This is a genomic window from Hymenobacter sp. PAMC 26628, assembly GCF_001562275.1.
Taxonomy (GTDB): Bacteria; Bacteroidota; Bacteroidia; order Cytophagales; family Hymenobacteraceae; genus Hymenobacter.
Genome location: NZ_CP014304.1, coordinates 3,778,129 through 3,799,676, shown reverse-complemented (window position 1 = coordinate 3,799,676; position 21,548 = coordinate 3,778,129). Strand labels below are relative to the sequence as shown.

General features: G+C 61.2%; 20 protein-coding genes. 7 read left to right on the top strand and 13 right to left on the bottom strand.

Annotated elements, in window-relative coordinates; all coding sequences use genetic code 11:
- Positions 1 to 59 precede the first annotated feature (59 nt).
- Positions 60 to 2,444, top strand: a complete 2,385-nt coding sequence (locus tag AXW84_RS16520) for a transglycosylase domain-containing protein (protein ID WP_082773945.1) — start codon at positions 60 to 62, stop codon at positions 2,442 to 2,444.
- Between the two features lie 5 nt (positions 2,445 to 2,449).
- Here the strand turns inward: AXW84_RS16520 and AXW84_RS25395 are convergent, their stop codons facing one another.
- The 4 genes from AXW84_RS25395 to AXW84_RS16505 all read right to left on the bottom strand — a co-directional run bounded on the left by AXW84_RS25395 (position 2,450) and on the right by AXW84_RS16505 (position 4,882).
- A complete protein-coding gene (locus tag AXW84_RS25395; protein WP_162268272.1) occupies positions 2,450 to 2,797 on the bottom strand; it encodes a hypothetical protein in 348 nt (115 codons plus the stop codon).
- A 15-nt stretch (positions 2,798 to 2,812) separates the two neighbouring features.
- A complete protein-coding gene (locus AXW84_RS16515; protein WP_068235650.1) occupies positions 2,813 to 3,739 on the bottom strand; it encodes a TIGR01777 family oxidoreductase in 927 nt (308 codons plus the stop codon).
- Positions 3,740 to 3,822: 83 nt separating this feature from the next.
- On the bottom strand, positions 3,823 to 4,482 hold the full coding sequence (gene folE / locus AXW84_RS16510) for a GTP cyclohydrolase I FolE (protein WP_068235648.1): 660 nt from the start codon (positions 4,480 to 4,482) through the stop codon (positions 3,823 to 3,825).
- Positions 4,475 to 4,882 (bottom strand): 6-pyruvoyl trahydropterin synthase family protein, encoded by a 408-nt coding sequence (locus AXW84_RS16505; protein ID WP_068235645.1) that lies wholly within the window; start codon positions 4,880 to 4,882, stop codon positions 4,475 to 4,477. Before AXW84_RS16505 ends, folE begins: the two co-directional genes overlap by 8 nt.
- A gap of 270 nt (positions 4,883 to 5,152) precedes the next feature.
- Here AXW84_RS16505 and AXW84_RS16500 point away from each other — a divergent pair, with 270 nt between their 5' ends.
- Together AXW84_RS16500 and AXW84_RS16495 are read left to right on the top strand one after the other, a co-directional pair.
- Complete coding sequence (locus tag AXW84_RS16500) at positions 5,153 to 5,860, top strand: hypothetical protein (protein WP_068235643.1); 708 nt, start codon at positions 5,153 to 5,155, stop codon at positions 5,858 to 5,860.
- Between the two features lie 127 nt (positions 5,861 to 5,987).
- Positions 5,988 to 6,395, top strand: a complete 408-nt coding sequence (locus AXW84_RS16495) for a hypothetical protein (RefSeq protein ID WP_068235640.1) — start codon at positions 5,988 to 5,990, stop codon at positions 6,393 to 6,395.
- Positions 6,396 to 6,555: 160 nt separating this feature from the next.
- Here the strand turns inward: AXW84_RS16495 and rplS are convergent, their stop codons facing one another.
- From rplS to AXW84_RS25125, 9 genes are all read right to left on the bottom strand, one after another.
- Complete coding sequence (gene rplS, locus AXW84_RS16490) at positions 6,556 to 6,939, bottom strand: 50S ribosomal protein L19 (RefSeq protein WP_068235637.1); 384 nt, start codon at positions 6,937 to 6,939, stop codon at positions 6,556 to 6,558.
- A 152-nt stretch (positions 6,940 to 7,091) separates the two neighbouring features.
- The gene (gene trmD / locus AXW84_RS16485) at positions 7,092 to 7,781 is read right to left on the bottom strand and encodes a tRNA (guanosine(37)-N1)-methyltransferase TrmD (protein ID WP_068235634.1); all 690 of its coding nucleotides are present in this window, start codon (positions 7,779 to 7,781) and stop codon (positions 7,092 to 7,094) included.
- A gap of 15 nt (positions 7,782 to 7,796) precedes the next feature.
- Positions 7,797 to 8,372, bottom strand: coding sequence for a ribosome maturation factor RimM (gene rimM, locus AXW84_RS16480; protein WP_068235631.1), 576 nt, complete (start codon positions 8,370 to 8,372; stop codon positions 7,797 to 7,799).
- Positions 8,373 to 8,463: 91 nt separating this feature from the next.
- Positions 8,464 to 9,012, bottom strand: a complete 549-nt coding sequence (locus AXW84_RS16475) for a 30S ribosomal protein S16 (protein WP_068235628.1) — start codon at positions 9,010 to 9,012, stop codon at positions 8,464 to 8,466.
- A 391-nt stretch (positions 9,013 to 9,403) separates the two neighbouring features.
- On the bottom strand, positions 9,404 to 10,177 hold the full coding sequence (locus AXW84_RS16470) for an acyl-CoA desaturase (protein ID WP_068235626.1): 774 nt from the start codon (positions 10,175 to 10,177) through the stop codon (positions 9,404 to 9,406).
- 220 nt (positions 10,178 to 10,397) lie between these two features.
- A complete protein-coding gene (locus tag AXW84_RS16465; protein ID WP_068239580.1) occupies positions 10,398 to 11,108 on the bottom strand; it encodes an RluA family pseudouridine synthase in 711 nt (236 codons plus the stop codon).
- Between the two features lie 155 nt (positions 11,109 to 11,263).
- Positions 11,264 to 12,727: a cell envelope integrity protein CreD gene (gene creD, locus AXW84_RS16460; protein WP_068235623.1), complete on the bottom strand. Its 1,464-nt coding sequence runs from the start codon at positions 12,725 to 12,727 to the stop codon at positions 11,264 to 11,266.
- A gap of 155 nt (positions 12,728 to 12,882) precedes the next feature.
- Positions 12,883 to 13,698, bottom strand: coding sequence for a 3-methyl-2-oxobutanoate hydroxymethyltransferase (gene panB, locus AXW84_RS16455; RefSeq protein ID WP_068235620.1), 816 nt, complete (start codon positions 13,696 to 13,698; stop codon positions 12,883 to 12,885).
- Between the two features lie 65 nt (positions 13,699 to 13,763).
- Positions 13,764 to 16,781 (bottom strand): putative LPS assembly protein LptD, encoded by a 3,018-nt coding sequence (locus AXW84_RS25125; protein WP_068235617.1) that lies wholly within the window; start codon positions 16,779 to 16,781, stop codon positions 13,764 to 13,766.
- A 97-nt stretch (positions 16,782 to 16,878) separates the two neighbouring features.
- Between AXW84_RS25125 and AXW84_RS16445 the strand changes: the two genes are divergently transcribed.
- From AXW84_RS16445 to AXW84_RS25120, 4 genes are all read left to right on the top strand, one after another.
- Complete coding sequence (locus AXW84_RS16445; protein ID WP_071891447.1) at positions 16,879 to 17,658, top strand: N-acetylmuramoyl-L-alanine amidase family protein; 780 nt, start codon at positions 16,879 to 16,881, stop codon at positions 17,656 to 17,658.
- Between the two features lie 87 nt (positions 17,659 to 17,745).
- Positions 17,746 to 18,756, top strand: coding sequence for an MlaD family protein (locus AXW84_RS16440; RefSeq protein WP_157887080.1), 1,011 nt, complete (start codon positions 17,746 to 17,748; stop codon positions 18,754 to 18,756).
- 91 nt (positions 18,757 to 18,847) lie between these two features.
- Positions 18,848 to 20,482, top strand: a complete 1,635-nt coding sequence (locus tag AXW84_RS16435; protein WP_068235611.1) for an acyl-CoA carboxylase subunit beta — start codon at positions 18,848 to 18,850, stop codon at positions 20,480 to 20,482.
- Between the two features lie 17 nt (positions 20,483 to 20,499).
- Positions 20,500 to 21,540: a hypothetical protein gene (locus tag AXW84_RS25120; protein WP_157887079.1), complete on the top strand. Its 1,041-nt coding sequence runs from the start codon at positions 20,500 to 20,502 to the stop codon at positions 21,538 to 21,540.
- The last annotated feature ends 8 nt before the right edge of the window (positions 21,541 to 21,548 follow it).

Sequence of the window (21,548 nt, the reverse complement as noted above, 5' to 3'; positions counted from 1 at the left end):
GGTATATTTGCACTTCCGCGTGGCGGGGCCTTGGCCCCGCCTTCCACCTGCGTTCCTGCATGGCTGTTCCTTCCCCGCCGCTCCCACCCGCCTCGCCGGCGCGCTTACCCACCCCTTCTGGCCGCTGGCCGCGCCGCCTGGTGCGGTGGGCCTGGGTGCTGTTTGGGCTGAGCCTGGTGCTCTTCCTGGTTTACCCTATCCTGGTCAGCACCAACTTCTTGTTCCTGTTTGGGAAGTCGCCGAGCTTGGCCGAGCTGGAAGATCCCAAAGTAGAGCAAGCATCTGAGCTGTATACCTCCGACGGGGTGCTGATGGGTAAATACTTCCGCGAAAATCGCTCGCCGGTGCCGCTGAGCAAGATTTCGCCGGTGCTCATCAAGGCCCTGGTGGCGACGGAAGACGTGCGCTTCTACGACCACGCCGGCATCGACGGCCCAGCCCTGCTGGGGGCCCTGGCGGCGGCCGCGCGCGGCGAAAAACGCGGCGGCTCGACCCTCACCCAGCAGCTGGCCAAAAACTTGTACAAAACCCGGCGCGGCGAAACCCGCGGCGGCCTCGGCCACATCGCCGGCGTGAGCACCATCATCAGCAAAACCAAGGAGTGGCTGACGGCCGTGGAGCTGGAGCGCCGCTACACGAAGGAGGAAATCCTGCGCATGTACCTGAACACGGTGGAGTACGGCTCGAACTCCTACGGCATCAAGGTGGCGGCCAAAACGTACTTCAACACCTCGCCCGACAGCCTGTCGGCGGTGCAAGCGGCCATGCTGGTGGGCGTGCTGAACAACCCCACGGCTTACAACCCGCGCTTCCACCCCGAAGCCGCCCGCCGCCGCCGCAACGTGGTGCTGGAGCGCATGGGCCAGGCCGGCATCCTCAAAGCCAGCGAAGTAGGGGCCCTGCAAGCGCAGCCCGTGGCGTTGGACTACCACGTGGAGCGCCACATCGACGGGCCCGACAACTACTTCCGCGGGGCCATCGGCCAGGTCGTCACCAAGTGGTGCGACGACCACGACCTGGACCTGTACCGCGACGGGCTGCGCATCTACACTACCCTCGACTCGCGGATGCAGGACCACGCCGAGGTGGCCCTGCACGAGCGCATGAAGGCCTTGCAGGGCAACTTCGACAGCTTCTGGCGCAACCGCCACCAAAACCCCTGGGTGGACGAAAAAGGCGAGGAAATTCCAGATTTTATCAATACCCAAATCAAGCGCACCGAGGTCTACAAAACCCTCCACAACCGCTACCACGGCAACCAGGCCCAGATCGAAGCGGCCCTGAACCTGAAGCGCCCGATGAAGGTGTTCACCTGGAAGCACGGCGACGGCGACACCACACTGGTGATGTCGTCGCTTGATTCGCTGGCGTATTACAAGCACTTTTTGCAGGCCGGCATGATGACGATGGACCCCTATACGGGCTCCATTAAGGCCTGGGTGGGGGGCCTGGACTACCGCTTTTTCCAGTACGACCACGTGAAGCAAGGCCGCCGCCAGGCCGGCTCCACCTTCAAGCCTTTCGTGTACCTCACGGCCCTCGACAACGGCTACTCGCCCTGCGACCGGATTCGGGACCAGCGCGTGACGATTAAGTACGTCGAGAACGGCAAGCCCATGGAGTGGCAGCCCGACAACGTGACCCGCGAATACACGGGCATCAACATGACGCTTCGCCACGCCATGGCCCGCTCCGTCAACTCCGTCACGGCCCAGCTGACGGAGCTGGTGGGCTGGGACAAAGTGGCTGTGTACGCCCGCAAGGTGGGCATTACCAGCCCGTTGCTGCCGGTGCCGAGCATCGGCCTGGGCTCGGCTGGCGACGTGAGCGTGTACGAAATGGTGGACGCCTACAGCACGTTTCTGAACACGGGCTTCCGGTCGCAGCCCCGCCTCATCACCCGCATCGAAGACCGCCACGGCAACGTCATCCAGCAGTTCGACCCCGTGCAGCGCCGCGCCATTTCGCCCGAAACGGCTTGGCTGATGACCTACATGCTGCGCGGCGGCATGGAGGAGCCCGGCGGCACTTCGCAGGCCCTGTGGGACTACGACCTCTGGCACAAGGACAACCAAATTGGGGGCAAAACCGGCACCACCTCCAACTACTCCGACGGCTGGTACATGGGCCTCACCAAAGACCTCGTGACCGGCGTGTGGGTGGGCGGCGAAGACCGCAGCATCCACTTCGTGGGCTCGCAGCAGGGCGAGGGCGGCCGCACGGCCCTGCCCATCTACGGCAAGTACATGGAGAAGATTTACCAGGACAAATCCCTAGGCTACGACTACGGCCACTTCCCCGCCCCCACGGTCAAAATCAACAAAAAGTACACCTGCGTGTCCCCCAGCGAGCCCCGCCGCCGCGAAGCCGCTGTAGATACCATCGCCGCCGACAACCTCTTGGAGCGCATGAACGGCAACGGCGTGCCGGACAGCGTGCGGTAGAGTTTTTAAAGAAGCTCTACTGTGACCGTTCTGTTTTCATAATCAACTCTTATCCAATCGTCATTATCAATGGGGGGGACGCACGCTTGCATGTCGTTCCCTCTCATGTAATAGCGGATAGCTTTCTTCCCGAATTTTATAATCAATCTATAGAGTTCCTGTCCACTTTGGCCAAACCAAGCCTGTGTTATTACTTGCTTGGTGTTATTCAGCTGTTTAAGTGAATAAGCTTCTGTTAAATCAGGCATTGAAACGCCGTCGCACCAATGCCGTCTTCTGTTTGGATCCGCAGAGGCTGATAGAGACTTCGATATTTGATACTCTAGATAATTACAGAATTCTTGGTCGAACATTCTCCAGCTTTGTTTTTAGCGTTGCCGCGATAATTGCTTATCCGCGCTATACAGCTCCTTCAGGGCCCCGCGGAGCACCGGGTAATCGAACTCGAACCCTTGCGTCATTACTTTTTCGGCGCTTACGTACTGGCCAGCCAGCACTATTTCGCTTTGCTCACCTAGCAGCAGCTTGAGGGCAAAGCCGGGCACTTTGGGCAGTAGCAACGGGCGGTGCAGCACCTCGGCCAGTACTTCGGTGAAGGCTTCGTTGGTGGCGGGGTAGGGGGCCACGGCGTTGTAGGGGCCCTGCCAGGCATCGTCGGCCAGCATGGCCATGAAGAGGTGGCACAAGTCGTCGAGGTGAATCCAGGACAGGTACTGCTGGCCAGTGCCGAGGGGGGCCCCCAGGCCCAGCTTCACGGTGGCGGCCAGGGGCACCAGGGCCCCACCCTTGGTGCTGAGCACTACGCCGATGCGCGGCGTGACGAGCCGGATGCCCAGGGCCGCAATGGGTGCGGCGGCCTGCTCCCAGCGCTGGGTTAGTTCGGCCAGGAAATCGTGCGCCGGGGGCGTTTCCTCAATTGCCAGTTGGTCGCCGGTGTTGCCGTAGTAACCGATGGCCGACGCCGAGAGCACGGCTTGCACGCGGTGGCCGGGCTTGGCCAGCTCGCGGTGTAGCAGGGCAAGGCTGTCGAGGCGGCTGGCCGTCAGCTCTTTTTTGCGGGCCTCGGTCCAGCGGCCTTCGCCCACGTTGGCCCCGGCCAGGTTCACCACCACATCGGCAAAGGGCACGGCGGCCGGGTCGATGGTGCCCGCGCCGGGGGCCCAAACAAACGTTTTATAGGGCCCCGCGCTGCTTGCCTCGCGGCTGAGCAGCGCCACTTCGTGGCCGGCTTCGGTGAGCAGTTGTGACAGGCGGGTGCCCACGAGGCCCGTGCCGCCGGTGATGAGGACTTTCATACAGAAGCGAGTACCGTTAGATAAAGAACCGCATCTACGACAAATGTTGCCCAGTGGTACCACCACGCCAACCGCCCCAGGGCCTACTTCCCGATTTGCCGCAGAAACTCAGTACGCAGCGCCGCATCGGTGGCAAAGCGGCCGCCGTATTCGCTGGTGAGCGTCGAGCTGCTTGTGTCGTTCACGCCGCGGCTCATCACGCACAGGTGGTCGGCCTCGATGAGCACGGCCACGTCGGGCGTGCCCAAGCTTTGCTGAAGCTCCTCGGCAATCTGGCGGGTGAGGCGCTCCTGCACCTGCGGGCGGCGGGCATAGTGCTGCACTACGCGGTTGAGCTTGCTGAGGCCTACTACATTGTCGGCCGGCAAGTAGGCCACGTGGGCCTTCCCCACGATGGGTACGAAGTGGTGCTCGCAGCACGAAAACAGCGTGATGTCGCGCTCTACCAGTAGCTGGTGGTACTGGTAACGGTTCTCAAACAGCTTCACGTCGGGCCGGTGGGCTGGGTTGAGGCCCTGGAACCACTCTTGCACGTACATTTTAGCCACCCGGCGCGGCGTGCCGGCCAGGCTGTCGTCGGTCAGGTCGAGGCCCAACTCCTGCATAATGGCCGCGAAGTGGCCCGCGATGGCCGTGATTTTGGTTTCGTCCGCCGCGTCGAAGGCGTCGGGCCGCAAAGGGGTACGCAGGCCAGCGGGCAGGTGCGCGTCGGGGGCGGGGCGGGCCCCGGAGTCGTTATCCATGGTATTCGACAAAGTTACGCTCCGTCTCGTGGAGCGTGACCGACAGCGCCAGCTCGGCCGCCAAGTGCGGGCGCAAGCGCTGCCAGATGGCCACGGCGATGTGCTCGGCCGTGGGGTTCAGGGCGCGAAATTCCTCCACGTCCAAGTTGAGGTTGCGGTGGTCGTAGCGGTCGAGTACCTCGCGCTTGATGAGGTCACTCAGCCGCTTCATGTCGTACACGTAGCCCGTGTCAGGGTCCACGGCGCCGGTGAGGCGCACCACCAGGTTATAGTTGTGGCCGTGGTAGTTGGGGTTGTTGCAGGGACCAAACATGCGCTGGTTCCGGGCGTCGTCCCAGGCGGGGTTGTGGAGGCGATGGGCAGCGTTGAAGTGCTCGGCGCGGCAGACAGTTACGAACATAGTTACACTTAACCGGGCCTTCATTAATTTGTTTAGCGGCTGGCCAAGTAAAAAATGCCGCCCAATGGGCCCCGTTATTCAAAGTCCAATTCTATGATGTAAGGACGAGGGAATTTAAATTATCTAATAAAAATACAGTTTTAGACTAAATTTTTGGTACTTTATGGTGCAGGCTTGCAGAATAAGCATAAATTTGAAATACCAAATCAATCCAGTATCCTTTACGCGTTTACAGTCCTATCTTTTTAGCTTTTTCTAATATTTACTCTCATGATCCAACGCTTACTTTTCTTCCTGTTCGCGTGCCTGGTTTCCTTCGGGGCCCTGGCGCAACGCTCGCCGGTGGACGAAACTGACAACACCATCGACGGCATTCCGCGTAAAGGTCAGCGCGTAACCATTCAGCTCGACAACCGCCGCGTAGAAGCGGCTTGGCTTAAATACCTCAACGACAAATATCCTGGCAAGGTGAAGAACGTCAAGGGCGTTGTTAAGCTCGACGGCGTGGTGATTGAAGACGTTGCGCCCACACCGGTGCGCGTTATTTCCAAAGTTGACGGCATCCCGACGGGCACCACCGTGTGGTGGAGCATCGACTTGGGCAACGCTTACTTGGGCCGCGAGGCCACTCCGGTGCAGTGGAAAGCAGCCGAGAAGTACCTGAAGGACTTTGCCCGTGGCATGTACCGCGAGGACGTAGTAGCGCAGATTTCGGAGGCTGAGAAGGCCTTGGTGCAGTCGCAAAACAACCACGCGGCCATCATCGCCAAAGTCGAAGTCATCAAGAAAGACGTGGACAAAAACAAAGCCCGCAAGATGGAAATCCAGCAGCAATTGGCCCAGAACGCGGCTGAATTGTTGCAATACAACAACATGGTCGACGCCAACCTGAAAGAGCAGGAGTCGGCCCGGGCCGACATTGTGAACATGCGCGTGTCGCTGGAATCGGTGAAGGACCGCATGAACAAGATTGAGTAGGCCCCCCGCCCGCCCCGTCCCGCAGGGGCCCCGCTAGCAGCTGGCGGGGCCCCTTTTTTTGGCCTCGGCCAACCCTAAGCGGCGTTTCTGCGTTTGGATCAGACGTTTTACATACGATTCAGTACCCATGGAAAAGACCGAAGTTCAGCACCAGAACCACCTCGACGGCGCCGTCAACATTTTGTCGCAGGACTTGGTGGAAGAAGCCAGCCGCGCCGGCCTCGACAACCACCTGCAACGCTGGATTGAAGACCTCAAGGCCGTTAGCAACCCCCAGCTGCACCAGTTGATTGTGGACCTGCAAGAGCTCAAGGCCCACTTTGGCAGCGGCACCTACGACAAAGACACCATCAGCCGCCTGCTTTCGCGCCTGGGCAAGAGCACGAGCCAAGCCGCCGTGTTCGCCGAAGGCAACACGCAAACGCGCGTGGAGAAGCTGGGCGAAGCCCTGACCGCCGCCGCCAAGCAAGTGCAGGACAGCGACAAGAGCACCCCCGCCAGCGACCTGGAAGCCGATTCGGCCAGCAGCAAGTAAGCGTTGGAGCTTAACGCAAAAAGCAAAAGGCCAGCTCCTACATAGGGGCTGGCCTTCTTATTGGCCAGTGCCCCAGCTGTAGGAACCGCTCTGCGGGGCACAAACAAAGCCGGCCTTCTCCGCGAGGAAAAGGCCGGCTTGGCAAACAACCGAAGGTGCCTTAAGCGGCGGCTACGGGCTTGATGGCGTTCAAGCGGCGCTCTTTGATGCGGGCTTGCTTGCCCGAGAGGCCACGCAGGTAGAACAGGCGGGCGCGGCGCACCTTGCCGCGGCGGATCACCTCAATTTTGTCGATGTTGGGCGAGAGGAGGGGGAAAATCCGCTCGGTGCCGATCTGGTTCGAAATCTTGCGCACGGTAAAGGTTTCGCCGTTCGAGCTCGGGTTGCGGCGCTGGAGCACCACGCCCTGGAACTGCTGGATGCGCTCCTTGTTGCCCTCGCGGATTTTCACGTGCACGTTCACGGTGTCGCCGGCGGCGAAGAGGGGGAAGCTGGCGCGGCGCTCCTGCGCTTCGGCATTAATAAAGTCAAGTAGTACGCTCATGGCGAAAGAAATTGCGAAGGGACGGCGCCGCCGGCCCGGATTGATTTTACGAAACGGAGCGCAAAGATAAGGATTCTAGCGCACGATAGCAAATGCGTAGCAGATGAGGCGGATAGATAAGGCGTTATCTACTGAAAAACCGGGCCGGGGCCCTATTTTTCCTCCGTACCATCCAATAAATCGGGCCGCCGGGCCTGGGTGCGGGCCAGGGCTTGGGCGTGGCGCCACTCTTCGATGAGCGGCGTGTTGCCCGACAGTAGGATGGCGGGCACCGCTTGGCCGCGCCACTCCGCCGGCCGCGTATACACGGGCGGGGCCAGCAAATCATCCTGAAACGAATCGGACAAGGCCGATTCTTCGTTGCCCAGCACGCCGGGCAGCAGCCGCACCACGGCATCGACCAGAATGGCGGCCCCCAGCTCGCCGCCGCTCAGCACGTAGTCGCCCACGCTGATTTCGTGGGTGATGTAGGCCGCCCGCAGGCGCTCGTCGATGCCCTTGTAGTGGCCGCAGAGCATGATGACGTTGGTGAGCAGCGAGAGGCGGTTGGCCAGCGGCTGGCGCAGGGTTTCGCCGTCGGGCGTGAGGTAAATCACGGCGTCGTAGGGCCGCTGAGCCAGTAGCTCGTCCAGCCAAGCCGCAATGGGCTCCACGCGCAGCACCATGCCGGCCCCGCCCCCAAACACGTAGTCGTCAATCTGCCCGTGCTTGTTGATGGCGTGCCGGCGCAGGTCGTGCACGTGGATTTCGGCCAGGCCTTTGTCCTGGGCCCGCTTCACGATGGAGTGGGCGAAGGGGCTGGCCAGCAGCTCGGGCTGGCAGGTGATGATGTCGATACGCATTGTGGGGCCCCGGGGCTAGGCGGGTTCGTCGGCCTCGTCCTGCTGGCGGGTCGTGGGAGCGAGATAAATGTCGAGCAAGCCATCAGGCAGGCGCACAAACACCTGGCGGGCGGCCATGTCGGCGCGCAGCACGATTTCGTCCACCACGGGCACCAGCACCTCGTGGCCCTGGTAGCGCATGGCCAGCATGTCCTGCTGGGGCAGCTCGTAGAAGTTTTCGACCAGGCCCAGTTCGCCCAGCGCCTCGTCAATCACCGTAAAGCCGATGACGTCGTGGTAGTAAAACTGGTCGTCGTCGAGGGCGGGCAGGGCCTCCAGCGGCAAGTGCAGCGTAGCGTTGCGCAGCGGCTCGGCCTCCTCGATGCGCTCGATGCCCTGGAGCTTGAGCAGCACGCGGGTGCCCGATTGGGGCTGCACCTTCTCCACGGCGTGGGCCACGAGCTTGGTGGGGGCCCCGGGCAGGGCCAGGTACACGGTTTTCAGTTTTTGGTACGCGGTGGTGTCGTCCACGTCAAAATCGGCGGCCACGAAGCCGCGCAGGCCGTGGGGCTTCGTGATTTTGCCGAGCTGGTAGGTTTCGTCGGGGAGCATGGCGGGCGAAAAAGGGGTGAAAAAAGAATCCGGCAGCCGCTGCCCGGGCGGACAACAACTGCCGGACTTTTCAGTCGCTAAGCGGCAAAAACTAAGCGGCGTCCTCGGCCGATACTTCGGCGGTTTCGGTCGTCTCGGTTTCGGCAGCGGGAGCCGGGGCCGGAGCAGCAGCGGCCAGGGCGGCGGCTTGCTTCTGGCGCTGGGCTTCGCTGCGGGCCTCTTTCACCTTGGTTTCGGCGGCCAGGGCAGCGGTGCGGGCATCCGATTTAGCGTCCACCAAACCGGTGCGCTTGCCTTCGATGCGGGCATCCTTATCGGTTTTCCAATCAGCGAAGCGCTGGTCGGCCACGTCCTGGGTGAGGGCGCCTTTGTCGACACCCAACTGGAGGTGACGGCGGTAGAGCACGCCGCGGTACGAGAGCATGGCGCGCACCGTGTCGGTGGGCTGGGCGCCGGTCATCATCCAGTAGAACGCACGATCAGCGTCGTAGTTGATGGTGGCGGGGTTGGTGTTGGGGTTGTAGGTACCGAGTTTCTCGATGAAACGGCCGTCGCGGGGCGAGCGGGCGTCAGCTACTACGATGTCGTAAGTCGCGGCTTTTTTACGGCCACGGCGGGCGAGGCGGATTTTGACTGCCATAAACCTTGGGGGTTGTGCAACGCAACTCGTGCGTTTGGTTGAAAATTATTTGGGCCCGCAAAGGTACGCACGAAAAGGCGACAAACCGTGGAGCTATTCATTAATAAAGTATATCCCCCACGGCTGGGAAAGCGGAAAACACCAAAGGCAGTAGGAGCAAGTAATTCTAGGCTCCGCGTTGGTTTTTCTCCCTCTTTTTTTAAACGCGTAATTTTTTGCTGGCCGCTAGCTAGCCATTGCTCGTTGGCAGGAGCAACCCAACCTGCGCCCGCACTCGCCCGGCGAATAATGGCGTGCTGGCATTGCAGAAGTAGGGCTGGGGCCCCAAACGCAAAAAGAGGGGGCCCCTTCCGCAGAAGGGGCCCTCTCTTTTTACTTGGGTCAAGCAGACTTAAGCCGATACGGCTACTTTTTTAACGCGCTGCTTGGGCTGCACATTTTTGCGCTTGATTTTGATGATGCGGGCCTTGTCTAGGGTCCAGATGACCGAGTAGGTGGGGTCCAGCTCCCACCACTTCACGCCGAAATTCACGCGCATCGGCAGCTTGTGGTGGTTATTTTGGAACAGCTCGCCGAAGGCCAGGAAGTCCAGGGCCAGCGTGTTCTTGCTCTTGTCGTGGTTGTCGAAGTTTTGGTAGCCGTACTTGTGGCCGCCCCAGTTCACGATGGCGCCGTGGATGGGGCCCATCAGGAAGTGAATTGGGAGCAGCAGGTACTGCCACCAGGCCGTGGCGAAGTTGATGTAGAACAGCACGTACGCCGTGCCCCAGCCCAGACGTGAATACACCGTACCGCCGAACGCCTCCAGCGACTTCCACTCCGGAATGTCGCCCTCGAAGCGTTTGGCCTCCTCGTGCTTATGGTTCACCACGTCGTTGTAGATGTTTTTCGTCTTCCACATCATGTCGAACGCGTTGTTCGAAAAGTGCGGCGAGTGCGGGTCCAGCGCCGTGTCGGAGTAGGCGTGGTGCATGCGGTGCAGCAGGGCGTAGGCCCGCGGCGAGAGGAAGCTGCTACCTTGGCAGACGTAAGTGAACAGGAAGAAGAACCGCTCCCAGAACTTATTCATCGTAAACATCTTGTGCGCCGCGTAGCGGTGCAGGTAGAACGTCTGCGTAAACAGCGACAAGTAGTAATGGGCAACGAAGAAAACAAGGATAGCCATAGGTGTAGGAAGCGTGAATTGCCCGCACAAGTAAAATACCCGGCGGTTGGTTCAGCGGCTGTACTACAAAATTACGGCCAGCGCCCCAGCTTGGACTTCGCGTGAGCAAAAACCCCCAAATCTTGCACGTAACGCGGTTACTATCAATAAATGTTATTCAGCAATAATCATTTATGATGCCCGCCGGGGCCCCGGGGCGCAGCCGGGCGCGGGGTGTTTTTTAGCAGAAAAGCTCACGGGCTGCGTCCCAGTGGGGAGCGTCGGGTAGGGGCGCCACGAAGGTCATGGCCTCTTTCGTGACGGGGTGCTGAAGCTGGAGCTGGCGGGCGTGCAGGGCAATGCTCACGTCGGGCAGCGGGGCGATGAAGCCGTACTTCACGTCGCCGATGATGGGCGTGCCCAGGCCGGTGGCCAGCTGCGTCCGAATCTGGTGGGGGCGGCCCGTGATGGGGTTGATTTTCAGCAGGAAGCGGTTGGCCGCGGGGCCCAGCAGCTCATAGCGCAGCTCGGAGCGCAGGCCCTGGGTGTGCTTTTCGGGGTAGGCTTTGGTTACGTTGCGAATCGTGTCCTTCACCAGCCAGTGCACCAGGGTGCCGCTTTCGGGCACGGGCGGCTTGCCGGTGAGGGCCCAGTAGGTTTTGGTCATCAGCGAGTCGCGGAACATCTCGTTCAGGCGGCTCAGGGCCTTGCTGGTTTTGGCCAGCACCACCACGCCGCTCACCGGTCGGTCGATGCGGTGGCACACGCCCACAAAGGCCTCGCCGGGTTTCTTGTACTTGAATTTCAGGTACTCAGCGGCTTTCTTGGACAGGGGCTCGTCGCCGGTGGCGTCGCCCTGCACGAGCAGGCCCGCGGGCTTGTTGATGACGAGGAGATGGTTGTCTTCGAACAGAATTTCTCTGCCTTCGGACCAGATATTGGGACGGTTCACGCGGCGAATGCGGGCGGAAAATGGGAAGTAGGGGCGCGAGCAGATCAGGGCCCTGGGGGCCACCGCACATCGTCAGACCACACCAATCGGATACCCCGCTTTTGCTTTTGCTAGGGCGAAGATACACGCCCGGGCGGAAGCAAAACCTCGCCGCCTTAGGTGGCGGCCGGCGGAGCCGCCGGCTGGTACCAGTCCACGTTGCGCGAAAGGAACATGACCGCGCCCAGCACCACCACCAAACCCAGGCTGCCCACCAGCAGCGCGTAATCCTGCAATTGCAGCACCACGAACAGAAACCCGTACACCAGCGCCAGTACGCCGGCGGTGGCGGCCGCGGGGCGGCGCTGCCGGAAACTCGCCGCCGCGTAGGCCGCCACCAGGCCCACGATTACCGCCGCGGACAGGCCGTACGCCGCATCAAAGGGCATTTGTTCGGACAGGGCCAGCAGCAATACGTAAAAAATGACCAGCGCCAGCCCCACCAGAATGTATTGGAACGGGTGAATACGGCGGCGGTTCAGCACTTCCACGAAGAAGAACACCAGGAACGTGAGCGTGAGCGGCAGCAGCGCGTACTTGGCGGCGCGCATGGTTTTCAGGTACTCGTTGACGGGCACCAGCAAGCGCACGCCAAAAGTCGACGCGTCGACGTTGGGCCGCTCGCCGTCGGTGCGCCAGTGCTGGGGGTAGCTGCGGTTGAGGTGCAGCACCTGCCAATCGGCCGTGAACTGCCGGGGCCCCACGGTGTGGCGGGCCGGCAGAAAGGCGCCGATAAAGCTCGGGTCGGCCCAGGGCGCGCTCAGGTGCAGCGTGGTTTGGCGGCCCAGCGGCGCCACCAGCAGGCCATTGCTGCCGTTCAGGTCGAGGTCGAAGGCAAAGGTGTGGCGGCGGACCAGCGCCGCGGCGTCGGGCACGGGCACCAGCGTGTTGAGGCCGTTGGCGGTTGGGCCGCCTGTTGCGCCATCGTCTGCGGTGGGGGCCCTGGACAGGCGGCCGCGCTCGTTCACCACCGCTGTAACCTGGGTGGTGGTGCTGGGGGCCGTGCCCACCGGCAGCACGCTGGCGCTGGGCACGCCCGGCTCGAAGCTGCGGGCCTGGCCGTCCCAGCGCAGCACCAAGCCGTTGCGGATGCCCTTCATGTCGGAAATGCCCAGGGTTACGAATGCTTCGGCCCAGCGCACCGCCCCGGCGGCTACGCCCACGTCGGCCAGCGGCGGGGCCTGGAAGGCACCTTGTACGTGTAGCCCCGCCCGGTACACCACGGCCTCGTAGATGCCGCGGTGCCGCCGCTCGGGCACCAGCGTGCCGGTGGTGGCCAGCGTGTCGGGCAGCAGGCTCAGGTACTGCGTGGTTTCGCTCACGCGGCCCTTGTCGTCGGTGCTGCGCGCGGTGTAAGGCAGCACGAGCACGGGCCCCAGCACCAGTTGCGGCCCGCCCCACTGGCCGCTGATTTCGGCGGTGGCCGCGTCGCGGTTCTCGGCCCGCTCCGTGATCAGGCCCTGCACCATGCTCGACGGGATGAGCAGCAACAGCAGCAAGATGCCGATGCTGATTAGCTTCAGCGTGACCGAGTTACTCATCCAGGCATTGAGGCGGTCGTAGGCGGTGGGCGAGGTCATGACGGATAGTTTTATAAAGTACTTTGTTTAACAAAGTAAATAACAAAACGTCATCGTTGGTGCCTATCAGAAAAATAAATAAGCCGGGGCCCCAGCGCAACTGCACTGGGACCCCGGCTTGCGGTTTGGTGGCGAACGGACGGGGCCCCGGCGGGCTAGTAGCCTTCCTCTTTGCTGGGGAAGTCGCGGCTTTTCACATCGGCCACGTAGTGCTGCACGGCTTCGGTCATGATGTCGTGCAGCTCGGCGTAGCGGCGCAGAAAGCGGGGCTTGAATTCCTTGGTGATGCCCAGCAGGTCGTGCACTACCAGCACCTGGCCGTCCACGTCGGGGCCCGCGCCGATGCCGATGACGGGGATGGTGAGCTCCTCGGCCACGCGCTTGGCCAGGGCGGCCGGAATTTTTTCGAGTACCAGCGCGAAGCAGCCGATTTCCTGAAGCAGGCGGGCGTCTTCGAGCAGCTTTTGGGCCTCGTCGTCTTCCTTGGCGCGCACCGAGTAGGTGCCGAACTTGTAGATGCTCTGGGGCGTGAGGCCGAGGTGGCCCATCACGGGGATGCCCGCGGTGAGGATGCGGGTGATGGAATCCTTGATTTCGGCGCCGCCTTCGAGCTTCACACCGTGGCCGCCGCCCTCCTTCATGATGCGGATGGCCGAGCGCAGGGCCTCCGAGCTGTTGCCCTGGTAGGAGCCAAACGGCAAATCGACCACCACAAAGGCGCGCTTCACGCCGCGCACCACGCTCTGGGCGTGGTAAATCATCTGGTCGAGGGTGATGGGCAGGGTGGTTTCGTGGCCGGCCATCACGTTGGAGGCCGAGTCGCCCACGAGCAGCACGTCGATGCCGGCCCCGTCCAGAATCTGGCCCATCGAGTAGTCGTAGGCCGTAAGCATGGAGATTTTCTCTCCGCGCTGCTTCATGGCCAGCATCTGGTGGGTGGTGACGAGCTTGATTTCTTTGTGCTGCGACATGGCAAGGCGGGGCAAGAGGGGCGGGTGGGGCGCAAAGGTGGCACTGCGCGCCCAAACCCGGGGCCCTACTGGTACTGCACGTTGCGGTTGCGGTTGTATTTCAGGTCTTGGAGCAGGCTGCTCTTGGCCGAAATCGTGAAGTTGTAGCCCCGGTACGTGCCGAAGGGCGTCCACTGCCCGGCCACCTGCCAGCAGTGCAGGTCGCGGAAAAAGCTGATGGTGGTGAGCGACGCCTGGCTGCTGTGGAAGTCGTAGCCCGTGGTGTAGGTCAGCTTCAGGTTTTCGGTAAGCTTGACGCTGCCCGTGGCGCTGAGCGTGGACAGGGCCAGCAGCGGGTTGGCGGCCAGCAGGCGGGCGTTGAGGACGCGCTGCTGGAGGGGAATGGCGTTGGTGGTGTAGCCGGCGGTGTAGCTCAGGGCTAACTCCCACGGAATGTCGAAGTCTACGTAGTCGGCGTACATGGCTGGGGGCCCCACGCCACCCAGGGTGGGGTCGTTGGCCGGGGCCACCTGGCGCGGCACCACGCTTTTCTTCTTGCCCGACACGGGGTTGAAGGCGTAGCTGGTGGTGAAGCTGGCCGACGAGAGGCGCAGCAGCTTGCGGCTGCCGGGCTGCTGAAACAGGAAGCGGTTGAGCATGGCCCCGGAGCTATCGCGCTGGTAGGCCTCGAAGCTGGCGTTGGAAATGAGGCTGAGCTTGCGGGCCACCTGCGTGCGGAACGACACCGAAAGGGGCGACAGGTTGAAGGCCGGGGCCAGGAAATTGTAGGAGCCGTTGAAGTCCAGCCCGTCAATTAGGCTCACTTTTTTCACCGGGTTAGTGCCCGTGGTGTCCTTGTCGTCGCGCACCTTCATTTCCACCGCGTTTTGCAGCGAAAAGCCAATCTGGCTCACCGCGCCCGAGCTGGGGGCCCCGTACAGGAAGCCCTGGTAGCGTGAGTAGTTGCGCGGGTCGAGAAACACCCCGGTAGCGTCGCGCAGGCCAGCAATTTGGTTGCCGGCAGCGTCCCGAACAACGTCGGTGCCGTTGGCGTTGAGCTGGGCGAAGTACGTTTTTTGAAATGCCGAGCCCCGGGTTAGGTCGGGCGAGTAGCTGTAGTTGAGGCTGGGCGTGACTTTGTGGCGCAGGGCCTGGATTTTGTGGGTGCCCTTGCGCACCAACGTGCCGTAGAACGTGGTGTTCAGGCTGACGCTGGCCGAATACGAGTAGGCCCGGCTGAAGCCCGGTATAGTGTCGACGCGCACGGCTTGGGCCCGGTCTACATACTTGTAGTCCAAGCTTCGGGCGTACCAGGTTTCGCCGTAGTTGAAGCCCGGGCTGATGTGCAGGAACTTGTAGGTGTAGGAACCCAGCGAGATGCCGAATTGGTGCTGCATGCCGTTTTGGGCGTTGCGCAGCAGCGAGCCAATGTTTTTAAAGCTAATCGGCAGGGTGCTGCCGGCCGTGGAGCCGCCCAGCAGCGGCACGCTGCCGTCGAGGGTACGGGCGGCCACGGTGTTGGTAATCTGGTTCTGGGCCACCAGGTTGTAGCTGATGCTGATCTGGTCGTAGAACGGCCGCGCCTTCAGCTTGAACCACTGGTAGGGGTACTGCCGGGCCACGCCCACGCTCACGTCGGGCAGGGTGAAGGCCATGACGCCGGTTTGGGTGTTCTGGCTCTGGCTCAGCTTCAGGCTGTAGTTGATGGGCAGGTAGCGCAGCTGCTTCGTGTACGACACGCTGGAGCTGAACGTGGGTGAAAGAAATGCGCGCGATGATAAGCTGTTGGTGCGGTTGTAGCTGCTGCTGCCGGCCTGCACGCTGGCCGAGAAGCGCCCCCCGCCGGGCCGCGCCACCGGCGTGTGGCTCCAGCTGATCCAGAACGTTTGGGCCGAGGGCGGCTTCACGTAGTCGAGGCTGGTGTTGAGTGAGGCCGAGGACAGGATTTGGATGCCCGGGCGGTTGGTGTAGCGGAAGTTGAAGTTGCCCTGGTACTGATAGCGCTTGAGGTAGCTCACGTCGGCCGTGACGCCGTAGCCCCCGAAGGTCTGGGCGTTGCCGGCGTAGATGTCGCCGGTGAGGCGCACGCCGATGTTGTCGTTGGGCGCAAAGTAGTAGCCGCCGTTGCTGAGGTAGTAGCCCCGGTCCTGGGCCTGCCCGAAGGTGGGGATGATGACGCCCGAGCCCCGGCTTTTGTTGGGCATGGGGAAGAAGCCGAACAGAAAGCCCAGCGGCGTGGGCACGCCGCCAATCACCAGGTTGAAGGGCCCCGTCACCACCTTGTCGCCCGGAATCACCTTCATCTTGGTGGCCTGAATGTAGAAGTGCGGGTGTTCCAGGTTGCAGGTGGTATAGCGGCCGCGTACCCCAAACAGGTCGTTGTTGGCGGCCTTTTTAATGCTCTGGGCGCTCACGTAGCCCTCGCCCTGCTGGGTTACGGTTTCGGTAATCTTGCCGCGCTTGCTCTGGAAGTTGTAAGCAATTTTGCCCGCCGCGTACTGCCCCGCCCCGTCCTTGAACACGGGCTTGTCCACCACTTTGTGCTTCACCGAGTCGCGCCGGCCCTCGGCCGTCATCACGTGGGCGGCGTAGTCAATGGTAATCAGGGCCGCCTTTAGGTCCATGGCGCCGTAGTTCACGTCGGCCTTGTTGTAGAGCTTGGCCTCCTTGCGGGTCACGTCGAATTGAATCGAATCCTTGGCCACGTAGTGCACCGTGGTTTCGATGGGCCCCTTGGGCTTGGCGGCCAGCTTGATGGAATCCTGCTGGGCCTGCTTCACCAGCACGCTGTCGGGGATGCCGGCCACGGGCTTGCGCGACGTGCCGGGGGTGCTGTGCTGGCCGGGGTTGGTAGTGCCGGGCGGCGGGGGCCCCTGGGGCAGGGTGGGGTCGGGCGAAATGACGCGCACCGGGGGCATGGGCGCGCTGCCCGGCCGCTGCCCGGGGATGGAGTCGGGGTTGGCCGTGCAGGCGCGCTGGGCCAGGGCCGTGCCGGCGCTCAGCAGCAGCCAGGCCAGTGCCAGCCCGCGCAGGGCCCCGCCGGCAGTGCCCGACCGCCGCCAAAGCGCAGCGCAGCAACGGAGAACGTGGGATATAGCGGGCAATTCGGTTACTTTTGAGGCTTCTACAAAGGTAGCGGGTTGCTACCCGACCTCAACGAACGACGTGCGGATTATTGCTTCCCTGGCCGGTGCCGCGCTTTTGCTGGCCGCGGCCCCGGCTCCTTCCCGGCCCGCGGCCGGCCCCCCGGCCCTGGGCCGCTACCGCCTGCGCACGGTGGTGCTCGACGCCGGCCACGGCGGCAAAGACCCCGGCTGCCACGGCCTCAAGGCCCACGAGAGCGACATCGCCCTGGCCCTGGTGCTGGCCCTGGGCCGCCAAATCGAGCAAAATATGCCCGAAGTGAAGGTGATTTACACCCGCAAAACCAACGTGTTTGTGGAGCTCGACGAGCGCGCCGCCATCGCCAACCGCCGCCACGCCGACCTCTTCATTTCCATCCACTGCAACGCGGGGCCCCACGACAGCCACGGCACCGAGGTGTGGACGATGGGCCTGCACAAATCGACGGCCAACCTGGGCGTGGCCCAGCGCGAAAACTCGGTTATTCTGCAAGAAACCGACTACAAGGCCCGCTACGACGGCTTCGACCCCCGCTCGCCCCAGAGCCACATCCTGTTTTCGCTCTTCCAGTCGGCCTACGTCACCAACAGCCTGCGCTTTGCCCAGCGCGTGGACGGCCAGCTGCGCCGCGATGTGGGCCGCGCCTCGCGCGGGGTGAAGCAGGCCGGCTTCATCGTGCTCTGGAAATCGACCATGCCCTCGGTGCTCATCGAATCGGGCTTCCTCACCAACCCCACCGAAGAACGCTACCTCAACGATAAAGCCAACCAGACGTATATGGCCGCGGGTATCTTCCGCGCCTTTCGCGCCTACAAGCGCGAACTGGAAGGCTCCTCGGCCGACGCGGCCGACGATTAACGTGCGCGGGGGCCCCGGCCCGGCTTTGACCGCCGCGTCCGCATTTGCGTATCAACCGTTTTTCTGTGCATTCTAACTTTTCCCTCCGTGCTATCTAAAGAAATAAAAGTGGGCGTATTGGCCCTCGTGGCCCTCGTAATATTATTCGTGGGCTTCAACTACTTGCGCGGCTCCAACGTGCTGTCCAGCAGCCACACGTACTTCGCTAAATATGCTAGCGTCGACGGCCTCAACATCGGGGCCCCAGTGGTGTTCAACGGCATTAAGGTGGGCCAGGTGAAAAACCTGGAGCTGCTGCCCGAAGAAGGCAACAAAGTAAAAGCCACGGTGGAGCTGGAGAAAGGCATCGTGGTGGGCGACTCCACTGTGGCCAGCCTGGCGGGTTCGCTCCTGGGCACGAAAACCATCACCCTGTTCATGGGCAAAAACAGCAAAACCTTCACCGGCGGCGAGGAGCTGAAGTCGTTCACCGTGTCCAGCATCACCGATGCCTTTCAGGCCAAAGCCCTGCCCTTAATCGGCACCGTGGACTCGACGCTGCTGCGCCTAAACGGCTTCCTGAACAAGGACGCCAAAACCAGCATCCAGGCCACGCTGCTGAACGCCCAGGGCAGCACGGAGGCCCTGAAAAACCTGATTATTCAGAACCAGCGCAACATCAACGAAATCACCACCAACATGGCCCACCTCACCCGGGCCCTGAATGGCAGTTCCAAGAAGCTGGATAAAATCGCCGCCAACTTCGGCCAGCTGTCCGACTCGCTGAAAAATGCCCCCGTGGGCTCGGCCGTGCGCCGCCTGAACGCCACCATGGCCGAGGCCCAAACCACCGTGGCCGGCCTCAACAAGGCCCTGAACGACAAAAGCGGCTCGATGGGCAAGCTGCTCAACGACTCGACGCTCTACAACAACCTGACCGCTACCACCGCCAGCACCAACTCGCTGCTGGTGGACTTCAAAGAAAACCCCAAGCGCTACGTGCACTTCTCGGTGTTCGGCGGCGGCAAGGACAAAACCAAGAAGGAAACCACTAAAAGCCCCGACGGCACCGTAACCACCGAAACCAAAAAGGTGGAAGCATCGTCGTCGCTGAAGTAGGGCCCCTAGGGCCCTGCGCCCCGCGCCGTACCTTTGAAATCCGCCTTCGGGCGGATTTTTTTGTGCCCGTTCTTTCCCCAAATCCCGCCCCATGTCGCCTACCGTCGAGTTCAACCGCAACGAAGACCAACTTAAGCAACTCACCTTTCAGCTCCGCCAGAAGCTGGCCCGCGTGGCCCTCGGCGGCGGCGATAAGCGCATCGCCGCCCACAAGGCCAAGGGCAAGCTCACGGCCCGCGAGCGGATTGCTTACCTGCTGGATAAAGGCGCGGCGCAGGTGGAAATCGGGGCCTTTGCCGGCGAGGGCATGTACCAGGACGAAGGCGGCTGCCCCGGCGGCGGCGTGGTCGTGGTCGTCGGCTACGTGCAGGGCCGCCAGTGCGTGGTGGTGGCCAACGACGCCACCGTGAAGGCCGGCGCCTGGTTTCCCATCACCGCCAAAAAGAACCTGCGGGCCCAGGAAATCAGCCTCGAAAACCGGTTGCCCATCATCTACTTGGTCGATTCGGCCGGTGTGTACCTGCCCATGCAGGACGAGATTTTCCCCGATAAGGAGCACTTTGGCCGCATTTTCCGCAACAACGCGGTGATGAGCAGCCTGGGCATTGTGCAGATTTCGGCCATCATGGGGCCCTGCGTGGCCGGCGGGGCCTACCTGCCCATTATGAGCGACGAGGCGATGATTGTGAGCGGCACGGGCTCGGTGTTCCTGGCTGGCTCGTACCTGGTGAAGTCGGCCATCGGCGAAACCATCGACAACGAGGCCCTGGGCGGCGCGGCCATGCACTCGGAAGTGTCGGGCGTGACGGACTACAAGTTCGACACCGACGAGGAGGCACTCGACCACATCCGCAACATTTTCGACAAGCTGGGGGCCCTGCCCACGGCCGGTTTCAGCCGCAAGGCGCCCGCCGCGCCCGCGCTGCCCGAGGCAGAGATTTACGGCCTGCTGCCGTCGGACCGCGCCAAGCCCTACGACACGATGGAGCTCATCAACCGGCTGGTGGACAACTCCGAATTTGAGCCCTACAAGGACCTTTACGGCCAAACGCTCATCTGCGGCCTGGCGCGCATCGACGGCTGGGCCGTGGGCATTGTGGCCAACCAGCGCAAGATTGTGAAGAGCAAGAAAACCGGCATGCAGATGGGCGGCGTCATCTATTCCGACTCGGCCGACAAGGCGGCGCGCTTCATCATGAACTGCAACCAGAAGCGCATCCCGCTGGTGTTTCTGCATGACGTGTCGGGCTTTATGGTGGGCTCGGCCAGCGAGCAGGGCGGCATCATCAAGGACGGCGCGAAGATGGTGAACGCCATGGCCAACAGCGTGGTACCCAAGTTCACGGTTATCATCGGCAACAGCTACGGGGCCGGCAACTACGCCATGTGCGGCAAAGCCTACGACCCGCGCCTCATCGTGGCCTGGCCGACAGCACAACTAGCCGTAATGAGCGGCGCCGCGGCCGCCAACACCCTGCTGCAAATCCAAGTCGCGTCGCTCAAAGCCAAGGGCGAAGTCATCACCCCCGAAGCCGAAAAGGAACTGCTCGACCGCATCAAAGCCCGCTACGAGGAGCAATTATCGCCCTATTACGCCGCCGCCCGCCTCTGGGTCGATGCGGTAATTGACCCGCTGGAGACGCGCAAGGTTATTTCGGAAGGAATTAGCGCGGCTAATCATGCGCCGATTGAAAAGGCGTATAACGTGGGCGTTATTCAGGTGTGACTTAGGATTTAGGAATTATGCCAAGCAAGCAACACCGCGAAATATTTGCCAATCCTTGTTGGGTTAGCTACCTTGCACCATTCAAATTAATTGTTCCAAATGGAGAAAAACCATTAGAAGTACCCCTTGAAGAAATTAATTCCAATACTTATAACCACGGAAAATTATGTCGCATTGTTGAAAAATTGCCGCTTAAGGAAATTGAGGGTTTTTCAACCTTGGTGTGTTACGATGGAGCTATTGCAGTCCCAAAATTCGGCCGACTTTCTTCAAAAGAAAATGCTGTGAATTTTTATAATCGATTGTTCGCTGCTCTTATTTTAGGAGGAATTATGTGCGAAGCAGTTGATAAAAGGGATATTGTTTCTGGTCAACTTCACGAGAATAGAGCTGTGTGGCCAGTTGATTTGGGTGGTAGCGCGTCTTCACATCTACATGCCAAATTGAGGATGAGATATGCCAGTAACCTAGACTCGATTTTATTACTTAAACCCAGTTACGTGTTCTTGGTAGATTTTATCCACGCACTCAAAGTAGGTAACCAAGTGTTGGACATGGTAAAGAATCTTACAGCTACGTTTTTAGTAAGAGGCATTACTGAAATCAGCTATAAGAACTGGGCTACTGCTTTGTCTAATCTTTGGATATCCGTTGAGCAAATAATAGACTTTGTGTGGAATAGGGGGTTTTTGGGAACAGATAAGTTTAACGGCGTGGACATATCGTCTAGACCTAAAAATATGCGAGAAGATAATCGTACATGGAGTATGTCAGTAAAACAGGAACTACTGTATCAATCAGGCTTGCTCAGTGCTGCTAATTATGCCCTTATTTATCCCGCTAGACAAGCTAGAAACAAACTTGTTCACGAAGGAAAAGCTGTAGAACAAGAGGTTGTACTTAATCTGTACTCTGCTATCCGTTCAATGCTTACGGAGTTAACTGGCGAAAAATCATTGTTAATTGATATCGTAACAGTAATGAATAACCACCCAAGTGGACAAAATGCCGGCTTTGGTGTTGAACATTTCAAAAGCTGGCCGAAGCATTCAACATAGCTTTTTGT